At 59.0% G+C, this 12,684-nt stretch carries 25 protein-coding genes; all 25 read right to left on the bottom strand.

Annotated features, from left to right (window positions below):
• Positions 1–123: 123 nt before the first annotated feature.
• The 25 genes from rplQ to rplB all read right to left on the bottom strand — a co-directional run bounded on the left by rplQ (position 124) and on the right by rplB (position 12,682).
• A complete protein-coding gene (rplQ, locus tag NCS03_RS12795) occupies positions 124–519 on the bottom strand; it encodes a 50S ribosomal protein L17 (RefSeq protein WP_008344047.1) in 396 nt (131 codons plus the stop codon).
• 138 nt (positions 520–657) lie between these two features.
• Positions 658–1,635, bottom strand: coding sequence for a DNA-directed RNA polymerase subunit alpha (locus NCS03_RS12800; protein WP_008344045.1), 978 nt, complete (start codon positions 1,633–1,635; stop codon positions 658–660).
• 134 nt (positions 1,636–1,769) lie between these two features.
• Positions 1,770–2,393 (bottom strand): 30S ribosomal protein S4, encoded by a 624-nt coding sequence (gene rpsD / locus NCS03_RS12805; protein WP_008344042.1) that lies wholly within the window; start codon positions 2,391–2,393, stop codon positions 1,770–1,772.
• A 160-nt stretch (positions 2,394–2,553) separates the two neighbouring features.
• The gene (gene rpsK / locus NCS03_RS12810) at positions 2,554–2,958 is read right to left on the bottom strand and encodes a 30S ribosomal protein S11 (protein ID WP_006052224.1); all 405 of its coding nucleotides are present in this window, start codon (positions 2,956–2,958) and stop codon (positions 2,554–2,556) included.
• Between the two features lie 28 nt (positions 2,959–2,986).
• A complete protein-coding gene (gene rpsM / locus NCS03_RS12815; protein ID WP_008344037.1) occupies positions 2,987–3,352 on the bottom strand; it encodes a 30S ribosomal protein S13 in 366 nt (121 codons plus the stop codon).
• 41 nt (positions 3,353–3,393) lie between these two features.
• Positions 3,394–3,510, bottom strand: coding sequence for a 50S ribosomal protein L36 (rpmJ, locus tag NCS03_RS12820; protein ID WP_004199844.1), 117 nt, complete (start codon positions 3,508–3,510; stop codon positions 3,394–3,396).
• 20 nt (positions 3,511–3,530) lie between these two features.
• Positions 3,531–3,749: a translation initiation factor IF-1 gene (infA, locus tag NCS03_RS12825; protein ID WP_004521905.1), complete on the bottom strand. Its 219-nt coding sequence runs from the start codon at positions 3,747–3,749 to the stop codon at positions 3,531–3,533.
• 8 nt (positions 3,750–3,757) lie between these two features.
• Positions 3,758–5,104, bottom strand: coding sequence for a preprotein translocase subunit SecY (gene secY, locus NCS03_RS12830; RefSeq protein ID WP_008343935.1), 1,347 nt, complete (start codon positions 5,102–5,104; stop codon positions 3,758–3,760).
• 41 nt (positions 5,105–5,145) lie between these two features.
• Positions 5,146–5,580 carry a 50S ribosomal protein L15 gene (gene rplO, locus NCS03_RS12835; RefSeq protein ID WP_008343934.1) on the bottom strand — a complete coding sequence of 145 codons (435 nt, stop codon included), beginning with the start codon at positions 5,578–5,580 and terminating at the stop codon, positions 5,146–5,148.
• A 29-nt stretch (positions 5,581–5,609) separates the two neighbouring features.
• Positions 5,610–5,792, bottom strand: coding sequence for a 50S ribosomal protein L30 (gene rpmD / locus NCS03_RS12840; protein ID WP_006400644.1), 183 nt, complete (start codon positions 5,790–5,792; stop codon positions 5,610–5,612).
• A 10-nt stretch (positions 5,793–5,802) separates the two neighbouring features.
• A complete protein-coding gene (gene rpsE, locus NCS03_RS12845; protein ID WP_008343875.1) occupies positions 5,803–6,321 on the bottom strand; it encodes a 30S ribosomal protein S5 in 519 nt (172 codons plus the stop codon).
• 14 nt (positions 6,322–6,335) lie between these two features.
• Positions 6,336–6,701, bottom strand: coding sequence for a 50S ribosomal protein L18 (gene rplR, locus NCS03_RS12850; protein ID WP_008343872.1), 366 nt, complete (start codon positions 6,699–6,701; stop codon positions 6,336–6,338).
• A 12-nt stretch (positions 6,702–6,713) separates the two neighbouring features.
• On the bottom strand, positions 6,714–7,244 hold the full coding sequence (gene rplF, locus NCS03_RS12855) for a 50S ribosomal protein L6 (protein WP_008343868.1): 531 nt from the start codon (positions 7,242–7,244) through the stop codon (positions 6,714–6,716).
• Positions 7,245–7,262: 18 nt separating this feature from the next.
• Positions 7,263–7,658, bottom strand: coding sequence for a 30S ribosomal protein S8 (gene rpsH / locus NCS03_RS12860; protein WP_008343866.1), 396 nt, complete (start codon positions 7,656–7,658; stop codon positions 7,263–7,265).
• A 14-nt stretch (positions 7,659–7,672) separates the two neighbouring features.
• On the bottom strand, positions 7,673–7,978 hold the full coding sequence (gene rpsN, locus NCS03_RS12865) for a 30S ribosomal protein S14 (protein WP_008343864.1): 306 nt from the start codon (positions 7,976–7,978) through the stop codon (positions 7,673–7,675).
• A 7-nt stretch (positions 7,979–7,985) separates the two neighbouring features.
• The gene (gene rplE / locus NCS03_RS12870) at positions 7,986–8,525 is read right to left on the bottom strand and encodes a 50S ribosomal protein L5 (RefSeq protein WP_008343862.1); all 540 of its coding nucleotides are present in this window, start codon (positions 8,523–8,525) and stop codon (positions 7,986–7,988) included.
• A 14-nt stretch (positions 8,526–8,539) separates the two neighbouring features.
• Positions 8,540–8,848: a 50S ribosomal protein L24 gene (gene rplX, locus NCS03_RS12875; protein ID WP_008343860.1), complete on the bottom strand. Its 309-nt coding sequence runs from the start codon at positions 8,846–8,848 to the stop codon at positions 8,540–8,542.
• Between the two features lie 9 nt (positions 8,849–8,857).
• Positions 8,858–9,226, bottom strand: a complete 369-nt coding sequence (gene rplN / locus NCS03_RS12880; protein ID WP_006998478.1) for a 50S ribosomal protein L14 — start codon at positions 9,224–9,226, stop codon at positions 8,858–8,860.
• 302 nt (positions 9,227–9,528) lie between these two features.
• A complete protein-coding gene (rpsQ, locus tag NCS03_RS12885) occupies positions 9,529–9,801 on the bottom strand; it encodes a 30S ribosomal protein S17 (protein ID WP_008343854.1) in 273 nt (90 codons plus the stop codon).
• Positions 9,798–9,992 carry a 50S ribosomal protein L29 gene (rpmC, locus tag NCS03_RS12890; RefSeq protein ID WP_008343853.1) on the bottom strand — a complete coding sequence of 65 codons (195 nt, stop codon included), beginning with the start codon at positions 9,990–9,992 and terminating at the stop codon, positions 9,798–9,800. Before rpmC ends, rpsQ begins: the two co-directional genes overlap by 4 nt.
• A gap of 10 nt (positions 9,993–10,002) precedes the next feature.
• Positions 10,003–10,419 (bottom strand): 50S ribosomal protein L16, encoded by a 417-nt coding sequence (gene rplP, locus NCS03_RS12895; RefSeq protein WP_008343852.1) that lies wholly within the window; start codon positions 10,417–10,419, stop codon positions 10,003–10,005.
• Positions 10,420–10,421: 2 nt separating this feature from the next.
• Positions 10,422–11,216 carry a 30S ribosomal protein S3 gene (rpsC, locus tag NCS03_RS12900; protein WP_008343851.1) on the bottom strand — a complete coding sequence of 265 codons (795 nt, stop codon included), beginning with the start codon at positions 11,214–11,216 and terminating at the stop codon, positions 10,422–10,424.
• Positions 11,217–11,226: 10 nt separating this feature from the next.
• Complete coding sequence (gene rplV, locus NCS03_RS12905; RefSeq protein ID WP_007730533.1) at positions 11,227–11,556, bottom strand: 50S ribosomal protein L22; 330 nt, start codon at positions 11,554–11,556, stop codon at positions 11,227–11,229.
• Between the two features lie 12 nt (positions 11,557–11,568).
• On the bottom strand, positions 11,569–11,844 hold the full coding sequence (rpsS, locus tag NCS03_RS12910) for a 30S ribosomal protein S19 (protein ID WP_008343850.1): 276 nt from the start codon (positions 11,842–11,844) through the stop codon (positions 11,569–11,571).
• Positions 11,845–11,854: 10 nt separating this feature from the next.
• The gene (gene rplB / locus NCS03_RS12915) at positions 11,855–12,682 is read right to left on the bottom strand and encodes a 50S ribosomal protein L2 (protein WP_008343849.1); all 828 of its coding nucleotides are present in this window, start codon (positions 12,680–12,682) and stop codon (positions 11,855–11,857) included.
• Between the last annotated feature and the right edge of the window lie 2 nt (positions 12,683–12,684).

Below are 12,684 nucleotides of genomic sequence, written 5' to 3' on the forward strand. Positions count from 1 at the left end.
GCGTATCGTAGCATCGGCGGCTGACACTCACTTTTACGCCTCGGCGCGCTGAAATGTCGCAGCCAGAAAGCAAAAAGGCCAAGCTCTAAGCCTGGCCTTTCTGCTAACAATCGAAAACGGGATTTATTCCGCTTCTTGCACTTCTTCCGTCTCTTCGACTTCCGGGCGATCCATCAGTTGGACCAGCGCCATCGGGGCGTTATCGCCGACGCGGAAACCGAACTTCAGGATGCTCAGGTAGCCGCCCGGGCGGTTCGCGTAGCGCGGGCCGAGGACGTCGAACAGCTTCGCGACGGAATCACGATCGCGCAGGCGGTTGAACGCCAGACGACGGTTCGCGAGCGACGGCTTCTTGCCCAGCGTGATGAGGGGCTCGACGACCTTGCGCAGTTCCTTGGCCTTCGGCAGCGTCGTCTTGATGACTTCGTGCTCGATCAGCGAGTTCGACATATTGCGGAGCATTGCCAGACGATGGCTGCTCGTGCGGTTCAGTTTCCGCAGACCATGCTTATGACGCATTTCAGTTCCTTTAACGAGTTTTGGTCCAGCTCTTCTATTGCACCCTAATTTGGGTGCACGGGCCGGTCAGGTAAAAGCAAGACGCGGATTTTAAAGCAAAATCCGCGTCTTTGCCAAGTTACGCGACTGCGTTTGGTATTACTTGTCCAACCCGGCCGGCGGCCAGTTTTCGAGCTTCATACCAAGCGTCAGACCGCGCGAAGCCAGCACTTCCTTGATTTCGTTCAGCGACTTGCGGCCGAGGTTCGGCGTCTTCAGCAGCTCGTTTTCCGTGCGCTGGATCAGGTCGCCGATGTAGTAGATGTTCTCGGCCTTCAGGCAGTTCGCCGAGCGAACCGTGAGTTCGAGATCGTCCACCGGACGCAGCAAGATCGGGTCGATCTGCGGTGCGCGCGACGGTGCTTCTGCTGCCGCTTCCGTGCCTTCCAGTGCGGCGAACACCGACAACTGATCGACCAGAATGCGAGCCGACTGGCGGATCGCTTCTTCCGGCGAAATCACGCCGTTGGTCTCGATGTTCATCACGAGCTTGTCGAGGTCGGTGCGCTGTTCGACACGTGCGCTTTCGACGGCGTAGCTCACGCGGCGAACCGGCGAGAACGACGCGTCCAGCACGATGCGGCCGATGATCTTGGCCGACTCTTCGCCATAGCGACGCACGTTGCCCGGCACGTAGCCGCGGCCCTTTTCGATCTTGATCTGAACGTCGAGCTTGCCGCCCTTCGACAGGTGAGCGATCACGTGTTCCGGATTGATGACCTCGCAGTCGTGCGCGAGTTCGATATCGCCGGCCGTGACAACGCCTTCGCCTTCCTTGCGCAGCGTCACCGTGACTTCGTCGCGGTTGTGCAGCTTGAAGACGACACCCTTCAGGTTCAACAGCAGGTTGACCACATCCTCTTGCACACCATCGAGCGTCGAGTATTCGTGCACGACGCCTGCGATCGTCACTTCTGTCGGCGCGTAGCCGATCATCGACGACAGCAGCACGCGCCGAAGCGCGTTACCCAAGGTGTGGCCATAGCCGCGTTCGAACGGCTCCATAACCACTTTCGCATGGTTCTCACCAAGCGATTCAACTGCAATGATCTTGGGCTTCAACAAACTGGTTTGCATAGGTTTTCCTTTTCAATACCCTCGGCTCGTTACACCGATAAGGCTGACCGGTGACAACCTGAAAATAAACAGCCGAGGCCACCTCTTGCCACGAGCAATCAGGCTCCCCGGCTGTCCATCCATTACCGCCGCGATTAACGCGAATACAATTCGACGATCAGGCTTTCGTTGATGTCGCCGGCGATGTCGCTACGCTCGGGCATCGACTTGAACGTGCCTTCGAACTTCTTCTCGTCGACCGACACCCAGCTCGGCATGCCGCCTTGCTGCGCCAGCGAGAGAGCTTCGACGATACGAGCCTGCTTGCGCGACTGCTCGCGCACGGACACGACGTCGCCCGACTTCACTTGCAGCGACGGGATGTTCGCGACTTGGCCGTTCACCATGATCGCCTTGTGGCTCACGAGCTGACGTGCTTCAGCGCGCGTCGAGCCGAAGCCCATGCGATAAACGACGTTGTCGAGACGCGACTCGAGCAATTGCAGCAGGTTTTCGCCCGTCGGGCCCTTGCGGCGGTCGGCTTCAGCGAAGTAGCGGCGGAACTGACGCTCCAGCACACCGTAGATACGCTTCACTTTCTGCTTTTCGCGCAACTGGGTACCGTAGTCGGACGTACGCGCGCCCGAGGTGCGGCCGTGCTGGCCGGGCTTGCTGTCGAGCTTGCACTTGTCGGCGAGGGAGCGGCGTGCGCTCTTCAGGAACAGATCAGTGCCTTCACGGCGGGACAGCTTTGCTTTGGGACCGGTATAGCGTGCCACGTTGCATCCTTAAATATTGATCACGCAGACTTCCGTTGAACTTCAGTCTGCGCTAGTCCGAACCCTTTGGGCCGAACGGTGGGCTTAGTCAAAACTTACTAACGCACGAAACCCGCCGATACTCGCGCATCGACAGGCAACATGCGGTTGCGTCGACGTATTAGATACGACGGCGCTTCGGCGGACGGCAGCCGTTGTGCGGGACCGGCGTCACGTCGGAGATCGCGGTGATCTTGATGCCAAGACCATGCAACGCGCGCACCGCCGATTCGCGGCCAGGACCGGGGCCCTTGATCCGCACTTCGAGGTTCTTTACGCCGTATTCCATTGCCACGCGACCAGCCGATTCGGCTGCGACCTGAGCTGCGAAGGGCGTCGACTTACGCGAGCCCTTGAAGCCCTGACCACCCGAGGTCGCCCATGCCAGCGCGTTACCTTGACGGTCGGTGATCGTGATAATGGTGTTGTTGAACGACGCGTGAACGTGAACCACGCCCTCGGCGACGTTCTTCTTGACCTTCTTGCGAACGCGTTGCGCCGCGGAGTTGTTCGAAGCCTTAGCCATTACGTTTTCCTGTAACTGTCAGTTCCGCTTACTTCTTCAGCGATTGCGCTGCACGACGCGGACCCTTGCGCGTACGGGCATTCGTGCGCGTACGCTGGCCACGCAGGGGCAGGCCCTTGCGATGGCGCATGCCGCGGTAGCAACCCAAGTCCATCAGGCGCTTGATGTTCATCGTCACTTCACGGCGCAGGTCGCCTTCGACGATGAACTTGCCCACTTCGTCACGCAGCTTTTCGAGGTCTGCGTCGGTAAGGTCTTTGACCTTCTTCGAAAATTCCACGCCAGCAGCGGTGCAGATGCCACGCGAACGCGTGCGGCCGATGCCGAAGATTGCCGTCAGGCCGATCTCGGTATGCTGGTGATTCGGGATGTTAACCCCTGCGATACGAGCCATTGTTTTTCCTCAAACAAAAAGCGCAAGCAAAAGCGCGGCGTTCAGCCTTGACGCTGTTTGTGGCGCGGATCAGAGCTGCAAATCACGCGCACAACGCCCTTGCGCTTGATGATCTTGCAATTGCGGCAAATGCGCTTAACCGATGCCATCACTTTCATGATATTACCCTTTTTTCAAATCACTTCGCCCGGAACACGATCCGTGCACGAGACAGATCGTAAGGCGTCAATTCAACCGTAACCTTGTCGCCCGGCAGGATGCGGATGTAGTGCATCCGCATCTTTCCGGAAATATGTCCCAGGACGACATGGCCATTTTCCAATTTCACCCGGAAAGTAGCGTTGGGAAGGTTTTCGATGACCTCACCCTGCATCTGGATAACATCGTCTTTGGCCATAGTCCTTATTAACGCATCGGGACGTTGCCACCCTTGAAGTTTGCCTTCTTGAGCAGCGATTCATATTGTTGCGACATAACGTACGACTGCACCTGAGCCATGAAGTCCATCGTGACGACGACAATGATCAGCAGCGACGTTCCACCAAAATAAAACGGCACGTTCCAGCGCAACACCAGAAACTCAGGCAGCAGGCACACGAATACGATGTAGATCGCACCAGCCAGCGTAAGACGCGTGAGGATGCGGTCGATATATCGTGCAGTCTGATCGCCCGGACGGATACCCGGAACGAAAGCACCGCTCTTCTTCAAGTTGTCGGCGGTCTCCCGGCTGTTGAACACCAATGCGGTGTAGAAGAAGCAGAAGAAGACGATCGCCAACGCATACAGCAGCACGTACACGGGTTGACCGGGCTTCAGCGCCTCGGCCACGTTGTGCAGCGTGTTCGCGAACCAGTTGGTGCGCGTACCCGAACTGAACCAGTTCAGGATGGTTGCCGGGAAGAGGATGATCGACGACGCGAAGATCGGCGGAATCACACCCGACATGTTCAACTTCAGCGGCAGATGAGACGACTGTCCGCCGTAAATCTTGTTACCGACCTGGCGCTTCGCATAGTTCACGAGGATCTTGCGCTGACCGCGTTCGATGAACACGACCAGATACGTGACCGCCGCGATCAAGACCACGATGATGATCGCCGAGATGATGCTCATCGAACCGGTGCGAACCAGTTCGAACAGACCACCGATCGCGTTCGGGAAACCCGCTGCGATACCACCGAAGATGATGATCGAGATGCCGTTGCCGAGACCACGCTCCGTGATCTGCTCACCGAGCCACATCAGGAACATCGTGCCCGTCACGAGCGTGACGACCGTCGTCAGCCGGAACACCATGCCGGGGTCCAGCACCAGAGCCGGCTGGTTTTCCAGCGCGACCGCGATACCGAACGCCTGGAAGGTCGCCAGAACCACCGTGAAGATACGCGTGTACTGCGTGATCTTACGTTGTCCCGCCTGCCCTTCCTTCTTCAGCGCCTCCATCTGCGGCGACACGATCGACAGCAACTGCATGATGATCGACGCCGAAATGTAGGGCATGATGCCCAGCGCAAAGATCGTGAACCGCGACAGTGCGCCACCCGAGAACATGTTGAACATGCCAAGGATGCCGCCCGACTGGCTCTGGAACAGCTTCGCCAGTTGATCCGGATCGATGCCGGGCACCGGAATATGCGCCCCAATGCGGTAGACGATCAGCGCAAGCAGCAGGAACACTGCACGCCGGCGCAGATCGCCGAATTTCGCCGCGCTTCGACCGGTTTTTGCGAGACTCGGGCTGTTAGCCAAGTACCTTCTCCGATGCTAGTGCTAGTAACGGCGAAAGCGCGTTACTCGGCGAAAGAGCCGCCAGCGGCTTCGATTGCCTCACGGGCGCCCTTCGTTGCCGTCAGGCCCTTCACCGTGACCTTGCGCGTGATCTCGCCGGTCTTGATGATCTTCGCGCTCTTGATGAGCTCGCCGACCAGACCCGCTTGCTTCAACGCCAACAGATCGATTTCGTCGACCGGCAGCTTCTCGAGATCAGCCAGGCGCACTTCACCGACGAATTCCTTCGTCAGCGAGGTGAAGCCGCGCTTCGGCAGACGACGCTGCAGAGGCATCTGACCGCCTTCGAAGCCGACCTTGTGAAAGCCGCCCGAACGCGATTTCTGACCCTTGTGGCCGCGGCCAGCGGTCTTGCCGAGGCCCGAACCGATACCGCGACCGACGCGACGCTTAGCGTGCTTCGCGCCTTCCGCCGGCTTCAGGTTATTCAATTCCATGTTCAACTCCTTGGATCCGTAGGTCGCGCTTAGGCGATGACCTTAACGAGGTACGAGACCTTGTTGATCATCCCGCGCACTGCCGGCGTGTCCTGCAGCTCGGAAACCGAGTTCAGGCGACGCAGGCCGAGGCCACGCACCGTTGCGCGGTGCGATTCGCGGGTCCCGATCAGGCTCTTGACGAGCTGAACCTTGACAGTTTTTTCAGACATGGTGACCACCTTAGCCCAGAATGTCTTCGACGGACTTACCACGCTTCGCAGCGATGTCTGCCGGGGTCGACTGCTTGCGCAGGCCGTCCAGCGTCGCACGAACGAGGTTGTACGGGTTCGTCGAACCGTGGCTCTTGGCCACAACGTTTTGAACGCCCATCACGTCGAACACTGCGCGCATCGGGCCGCCAGCGATCACGCCGGTACCGTCCTTCGCCGGAGCGAGGAGAACCGCCGATGCGCCGTGCTTGCCGTGCACTTCGTGTTGCAGCGTGCCGTTCTTCAGGGGCACCTTGAACATGTTGCGGCGGGCCTGCTCCATTGCCTTTTGAACGGCAACCGGAACTTCCTTGGCCTTGCCCTTGCCCATGCCGATCCGGCCGTCACCGTCGCCAACCACGGTCAGTGCGGCGAAGCCGAGAATACGGCCACCCTTCACGACCTTGGTCACGCGGTTGACCGAAATCATCTTTTCGCGCAGGCCGTCGTCGCGTTCGTCAGCCTGAACTTTCGCTTGCATCTTTGCCATGACGAATTCTTCCCTTAGAACTTGAGCCCGGCTTCACGCGCCGCATCAGCCAGCGCCTTCACGCGGCCGTGGTAGCGGAAACCCGAGCGGTCAAAGGCGACGGATTCGATGCCGGCAGCCTTGGCCTTTTCGGCGATACGCTTGCCGATCAAGGTCGCGGCGTTGACGTTGCCGCCCTTGCCCGACTTGTCGGCCAGTTCAGCGCGCACTTCAGCTTCCAGCGTCGAGGCGCTTGCCACGACCTTCGTGCCGCATGCCGAGAACACTTGCGCGTAGATATGCGTATTCGTGCGATGCACGGCCAGACGCGGAACCTGCAGCTCAGCGATCTTGATACGCGTCTGACGAGCGCGGCGCAGGCGAGATTGAGTCTTATCCATGATTGCGCACCCTTACTTCTTCTTCGTTTCTTTGAGGATCACGACCTCGTCGGAATAGCGCACGCCCTTGCCCTTGTACGGCTCGGGCGGACGATAGCCGCGCACTTCTGCTGCGGTCTGTCCGACTTTCTGCTTGTCGATCCCCTTGATCACGATTTCGGTCTGCGACGGGGTTTCAGCCTTGACGCCTTCCGGCATCTGGTGCACCACGGGGTGCGAGAAACCCAGCGACAGGTTCAGCTTGTCGCCTTGCGCTTGCGCACGATAACCGACGCCAACCAGCGTCAGCTTGCGCTCGAAACCCTTGGTGACGCCTTGCACCATGTTCGCCAGGAGGGCGCGCATCGTGCCGGACATCGCGTTCGCTTCGCGGCTTTCATCCGTCGGAGCCAGCTTCAACGTGCCGTCTTCGTTCGTCACGGCAACCAGCTTGTTGACCGGTTGCGAGATCGTGCCGAGCGGACCCTTCACGGTGATGACGTCGCTCTTGATGGCCACTTCCGCGCCTTGCAGCGCGATCGGGCTTTTACCTACTCGAGACATGTTTCTTCTCCTTAGGCGTTAAGCGACGTAGCAGATGACTTCGCCACCGACGCCGTTCTGGCGCGCCTTGCGGTCGGTCATCACACCCTTCGGCGTCGACACGATTGCAACGCCCAGGCCGTTCATCACGGTCGGGATGTCATTGCGACCGCGGTACACGCGCAGACCGGGCTTCGATACGCGCTCGAGGCGCTCGATAACCGGACGGCCAGCGTAGTACTTCAACGCGATGTTCAATTCCGTCTTCGCACCTTCCGACTTGACTGCGAAGTCGTCGATATAACCTTCGTCCTTCAAAACCTGCGCAATCGCAACCTTGACTTTCGACGAGGGCATAGTCACCGAAACCTTCTCGACCATCTGCGCATTGCGGATGCGAGTCAGCATATCGGCGATAGGATCACTCATGCTCATTTATGTTTCTCCTATTACCAGCTCGCCTTGGTCAGGCCAGGGATTTCGCCGCGGAAAGCGATTTCACGAATCTTGCCGCGTGCGAGTCCGAACTTGCGGAACGTGCCACGCGGACGACCCGTGATCGCGCAGCGGTTACGCTTGCGAGTGGGGTTCGAGTTACGCGGCAGTTGTTGCAGTGCCAGACGCGCGAGGTAACGCTCTTCGTCCGACTTGCTTGCGTCGTCGATCACAGCCTTCAGCTCAGCACGCTTCGGAGCGTACTTGGCTGCCAGGCGCGCGCGCTTCTTTTCACGTTCGATCAGTGCCAGTTTAGCCACGGTAACCTCAGTTTCTGAACGGGAACTTGAAGCCGGCGAGCAATGCCTTTGCTTCTTCGTCGGTCTTCGCGGTGGTCGTGATGCTGATGTTCAGCCCACGCAGCGCGTCGATCTTGTCGTAGTCGATTTCGGGGAAAATGATTTGCTCTTTCACACCGATGTTGTAGTTACCACGGCCGTCGAACGCCTTGCCCGACACACCGCGGAAGTCGCGCACGCGAGGCAGCGCAACCGTCACGAAACGGTCCAGGAATTCGTACATGGCATTGCCACGCAGGGTAACCATCGTGCCAATCGGGTAGCCTTCGCGGATCTTGAAACCAGCGATTGCCTTGCGCGACTTGGTGATGACGGGCTTTTGGCCCGCGATCTTCGTGAGGTCACCAACGGCGTGCTCAAGCACCTTCTTGTCAGCGACGGCTTCGCCAAGCCCCATATTCAGGGTGATCTTGGTGAGGCGCGGCACTTCCATAATCGACTTGTAGCCGAACTTTTCAACCAGTTCCGGCACAACCTTTTCTTTGTAAATCTCTTGCAGACGAGCCATTTTTTAACTCCGCGTCAGGCGTTAAGCGTGGCGCCGGTCGACTTCAAGAAGCGAACCTTCTTGCCGTCTTCGACCTTGATGCCCACACGCGATGCCTTGCCATTCGCGTCGACCAATGCGACGTTCGAAATATGCAGCGGCATCGTTTTGGCTTCCACACCGCCCGTCGTACCCTTCATCGGGTTCGGCTTCACGTGCTTCTTGACGAGGTTGATGCCCTCGACGGTGACACGGTCGTCCGCAACGGCCAGCACGGTGCCGCGCTTGCCCTTGTCCTTGCCGGTGGTGACGATGACTTCGTCACCCTTGCGAATCTTGTTCATCGCGACTCCTTACAGCACTTCCGGAGCGAGCGAAACGATCTTCATGAATCGTTCGCTACGCAGTTCACGCGTAACCGGCCCGAAAATACGCGTGCCGATCGGCTCGAGCTTCGTGTTCAGCAGAACGGCGGCATTGCCGTCGAACTTGATGAGCGAGCCATCCTGGCGACGCACGCCCTTGGCCGTGCGAACGACCACGGCGTTGTAGATTTCGCCCTTTTTCACGCGTCCGCGCGGCGTCGCTTCCTTGACGGTCACCTTGATGATGTCGCCAATGCTTGCGTAACGACGCTTCGAGCCGCCGAGCACCTTGATGCACATGACTTCACGCGCACCCGTGTTGTCGGCCACTTCAAGCCGAGTTTCGGTCTGGATCATGGTTTATCTTTCCCAACTTAATCCGATTGCACCACCATGGCACAGCCGGTCAGTCTTGGTCCCGTCAGCCAAATGGCTGCTTGGGTTAGAACAGGCAGCAACGGCAGACGAAACCCGCCATCGCAATCCGGTGAATCTGTCGACTCAGGCTAGCGCCCGAACCGGCTTCCCCCACCAATTTCGCCCGCGACGGGGCTCCCACAAAGAGGGAAGACCGAGATTATAACAAATAATCCCGGTCTTGCAAGCGAAACTTACTGCGATACAACTACTTACAGCATCGCGGCACTACAACTTCAGCTTTAGATCACGCGAGCCGCTTCAACCAGCTTCGACACAACCCAGGCCTTCGTCTTCGAAATCGGACGAGTTTCCTGGATTTCGACGAGATCGCCTTCGTTGTACGTGTTCGCGTCGTCATGCGCGTGGTACTTCTTCGAACGCACGACGTACTTGCCGTAGATCGGATGCTTCACGCGGTGCTCGACCAGCACGGTGACCGTCTTGTCCATCTTGTTGCTGACGACCTTGCCGACCAGCGTCCGCTTGAGCGAGGTTTTTACGCTATCGTTCATTTCTGGTTCGCCTTCTCGGTCATGACGGTACGCACGCGTGCGATGTCGCGACGGACCTTCTTCAGCTGGCTCGTGTTCGTGAGCTGCTGGGTCGCGAGCTGCATACGCAAGCCAAATTGCGCCTTGAGCAGATCCGACAGCTCCTTGTTGAGCGCGGCCTGGTCTTTTTGGCGAAGTTCAGTTGCCTTCATCATTTACTCCTTAGGCGCCGAGCTGACGGACCACGAAGTTCGTCTTGAGCGGCAGCTTGGCTGCCGCCAGACGGAACGCTTCGCGCGCCAGTTCTTCGGAGACACCGTCCATTTCGTACAGCATCTTGCCCGGTTGAATTTCAGCGACGTAGTACTCAGGGTTACCCTTACCGTTACCCATACGCACTTCGGCCGGCTTTTGCGAAATCGGCTTGTCCGGGAAGATACGGATCCAGATCCGGCCGCCACGCTTGATGTGACGCGTCATTGCACGACGCGCCGCTTCGATTTGACGCGCGGTCAAACGGCCGCGACCGATAGCCTTCAGACCGTATTCACCGAACGACACCGCGTTGCCGCGCGTCGCCTTACCGGTGTTACGACCTTTCTGCTCTTTGCGATACTTTCTGCGTTTCGGTTGCAGCATCGTTATTCTCCAGTCTTCGCGTCACCGCCAGCGCGACGGGGTGCGCCACGACGCGCGCCGCCCGGAGCGCCTTCACCGTCACGGCGCGGACGGCGATCGCCACCCGGACGTGCGTTGCGGCGCGGACGCTTTTCTTCCGCCACTTCTTCCACGACCGGCGCTTCGTTGCGGCCCAGGGTATCGCCCTTGTAGACCCACACCTTCACGCCGATGATGCCGTACGTGGTCTTCGCTTCGGACGTCGCGTAGTCGATATCCGCACGCAGCGTATGGAGGGGCACGCGACCTTCGCGATACCACTCGGTACGAGCGATTTCGATACCGTTCAGACGACCCGCGCTCATGATCTTGATGCCTTGTGCACCAAGACGCATCGCGTTTTGCATCGCGCGCTTCATCGCACGGCGGAACATGATCCGGCGCTCGAGCTGCTGCGTGATGGAATCGGCGATCAGTTGCGCGTCCGTTTCCGGCTTGCGAATCTCTTCGATGTTGACGTGAACCGGAACGCCCATGCGCTTCTGCAGTTCAGCCTTCAGCGATTCGATGTCCTCGCCCTTCTTGCCGATGACAACGCCCGGACGCGAGCTGTAAATCGTGATGCGCGCGTTCTTCGCCGGACGCTCGATGACGACGCGACCAACCGAAGCGTTCTTCAGCTTCTTCTTCAGGTATTCACGAACACCGATGTCTTCCTGCAACATCGCCGCGAAATTGTTGTTGTTCGCATACCAGCGCGAAGCCCAATTGCGGCTGACGGCCAAACGGAAGCCAGTCGGATGAATTTTCTGTCCCATCGTTGGCTCCTTAATTCCCGACCGTCACAGTGATGTGACAGGATTGCTTCTCGATGCGGTTACCACGACCCTTTGCGCGTGCGGTGAAACGCTTCAGCGAAGCAGCCTTGTCGACGTAGATGCTCGTGATCTTGAGCTCGTCGATGTCGGCGCCTTCGTTGTGTTCCGCATTCGCGATCGCAGACAGCACGACCTTCTTGACGATACCCGCCGCCTTCTTCGGCGAGAACGTCAGGACGTTCAGCGCCTTGTCGACCGGCAAACCACGAATCTGGTCAGCCACAAGGCGCGTTTTCTGCGCCGAGATGCGGGCACCGCGATGAATTGCTTTCACTTCCATCTTGATTGCCCCTTATTTCTTGGCCTTCTTGTCGGCCGCGTGACCCTTGAACGTACGGGTCAGTGCGAACTCGCCAAGCTTGTGGCCGACCATGTTTTCCGTGACGTACACCGGAACGTGTTGGCGACCGTTGTGAACAGCGATCGTCAGACCGATGAAGTCCGGCAGAATCGTCGAACGACGCGACCAGGTCTTGATCGGCTTCTTGTCACGCGTCGATGCAGCCGCCTCAACCTTCTTCAGCAAATGAGCGTCGCAGAACGGACCTTTTTTAGCAGAACGTGTCATTGCCTACTCCTTAACGCTTGTGACGGCGCTGGACGATCATCGTCGTCGTGCGCTTGTTGCTGCGGGTGCGATAGCCCTTCGTCGGCGTGCCCCACGGGCTCACCGGATCGCGACCTGCAGCCGTCTTACCTTCACCACCGCCGTGCGGGTGATCGACCGGGTTCATTGCAACACCACGCACCGTCGGACGGATACCGCGCCAGCGGTTCGCACCGGCCTTACCGATTTGACGGAGGCTGTGCTCTTCGTTGCCGACTTCACCGATCGTTGCGCGGCACTCGACGTGCACGCGGCGGATTTCGCCCGAACGCAGACGCACTTGAGCGTAGACGCCTTCGCGCGCCAGCAGCATTGCCGACGTACCAGCCGAACGCGCGATCTGCGCGCCCTTGCCCGGCAGCATTTCGATGCAGTGGATCGTGGTACCGACCGGGATATTGCGGATCGGCAGAGCGTTGCCTGCGCGGATCGGCGCTTCCGAACCGGACATCAGTTGCGCGCCGACCGCCACGCCCTTCGGCGCGATGATGTAGCGACGCTCGCCGTCTGCGTACAGAACCAGCGCGATGTTCGCGCTACGGTTCGGGTCGTACTCGAGACGTTCGACCTTTGCCGGAATGCCGTCCTTGTTGCGACGGAAATCGACGATACGGTAGTGCTGCTTGTGACCACCACCTTGGTGACGCGTGGTGATACGGCCGTTGTTGTTACGGCCCGCCGACTTGGATTGCGTGTCGAGCAGCGCTGCGTGCGGCTTGCCCTTGTGCAGATCCTTGTTGACGATCTTGACCATCGCGCGGCGACCCGGCGAGGTCGGCTTAACTTTCACGATTGCCATGA

Origin of the sequence: Caballeronia sp. ATUFL_F1_KS4A, from assembly GCF_023630905.1 — a bacterium.
GTDB classification, from domain to species: domain Bacteria; phylum Pseudomonadota; class Gammaproteobacteria; order Burkholderiales; family Burkholderiaceae; genus Caballeronia; species Caballeronia zhejiangensis.

Excerpts from the sequence above, each read along its gene's own strand:
- rpsQ (WP_008343854.1), bottom strand. The coding sequence starts at position 9,801 with ATGAACGATAGCGTAAAAACCTCGCTCAAGCGGACGCTGGTCGGCAAG.
- rpsK (WP_006052224.1), bottom strand. The coding sequence starts at position 2,958 with ATGGCTAAGGCTTCGAACAACTCCGCGGCGCAACGCGTTCGCAAGAAG.
- rplQ (WP_008344047.1), bottom strand. The coding sequence starts at position 519 with ATGCGTCATAAGCATGGTCTGCGGAAACTGAACCGCACGAGCAGCCAT.
- rplO (WP_008343934.1), bottom strand. The coding sequence starts at position 5,580 with ATGGAATTGAATAACCTGAAGCCGGCGGAAGGCGCGAAGCACGCTAAG.
- rpmC (WP_008343853.1), bottom strand. The coding sequence starts at position 9,992 with ATGAAGGCAACTGAACTTCGCCAAAAAGACCAGGCCGCGCTCAACAAG.
- rplX (WP_008343860.1), bottom strand. The coding sequence starts at position 8,848 with ATGAACAAGATTCGCAAGGGTGACGAAGTCATCGTCACCACCGGCAAG.
- rpsC (WP_008343851.1), bottom strand. The coding sequence starts at position 11,216 with ATGGGACAGAAAATTCATCCGACTGGCTTCCGTTTGGCCGTCAGCCGC.
- rplV (WP_007730533.1), bottom strand. The coding sequence starts at position 11,556 with ATGGAAGTGAAAGCAATTCATCGCGGTGCCCGCATCTCGGCGCAGAAA.
- rplN (WP_006998478.1), bottom strand. The coding sequence starts at position 9,226 with ATGATCCAGACCGAAACTCGGCTTGAAGTGGCCGACAACACGGGTGCG.
- rpmD (WP_006400644.1), bottom strand. The coding sequence starts at position 5,792 with ATGTCTGAAAAAACTGTCAAGGTTCAGCTCGTCAAGAGCCTGATCGGG.
- rpsH (WP_008343866.1), bottom strand. The coding sequence starts at position 7,658 with ATGAGCATGAGTGATCCTATCGCCGATATGCTGACTCGCATCCGCAAT.
- infA (WP_004521905.1), bottom strand. The coding sequence starts at position 3,749 with ATGGCCAAAGACGATGTTATCCAGATGCAGGGTGAGGTCATCGAAAAC.
- rpsS (WP_008343850.1), bottom strand. The coding sequence starts at position 11,844 with ATGACACGTTCTGCTAAAAAAGGTCCGTTCTGCGACGCTCATTTGCTG.
- rplF (WP_008343868.1), bottom strand. The coding sequence starts at position 7,244 with ATGTCTCGAGTAGGTAAAAGCCCGATCGCGCTGCAAGGCGCGGAAGTG.
- rpsM (WP_008344037.1), bottom strand. The coding sequence starts at position 3,352 with ATGGCTCGTATCGCAGGGGTTAACATCCCGAATCACCAGCATACCGAG.
- rplR (WP_008343872.1), bottom strand. The coding sequence starts at position 6,701 with ATGGATAAGACTCAATCTCGCCTGCGCCGCGCTCGTCAGACGCGTATC.
- rplB (WP_008343849.1), bottom strand. The coding sequence starts at position 12,682 with ATGGCAATCGTGAAAGTTAAGCCGACCTCGCCGGGTCGCCGCGCGATG.
- rplE (WP_008343862.1), bottom strand. The coding sequence starts at position 8,525 with ATGGCTCGTCTGCAAGAGATTTACAAAGAAAAGGTTGTGCCGGAACTG.
- rpsE (WP_008343875.1), bottom strand. The coding sequence starts at position 6,321 with ATGGCAAAGATGCAAGCGAAAGTTCAGGCTGACGAACGCGACGACGGC.
- NCS03_RS12800 (WP_008344045.1), bottom strand. The coding sequence starts at position 1,635 with ATGCAAACCAGTTTGTTGAAGCCCAAGATCATTGCAGTTGAATCGCTT.
- rpmJ (WP_004199844.1), bottom strand. The coding sequence starts at position 3,510 with ATGAAAGTGATGGCATCGGTTAAGCGCATTTGCCGCAATTGCAAGATC.
- rplP (WP_008343852.1), bottom strand. The coding sequence starts at position 10,419 with ATGCTGCAACCGAAACGCAGAAAGTATCGCAAAGAGCAGAAAGGTCGT.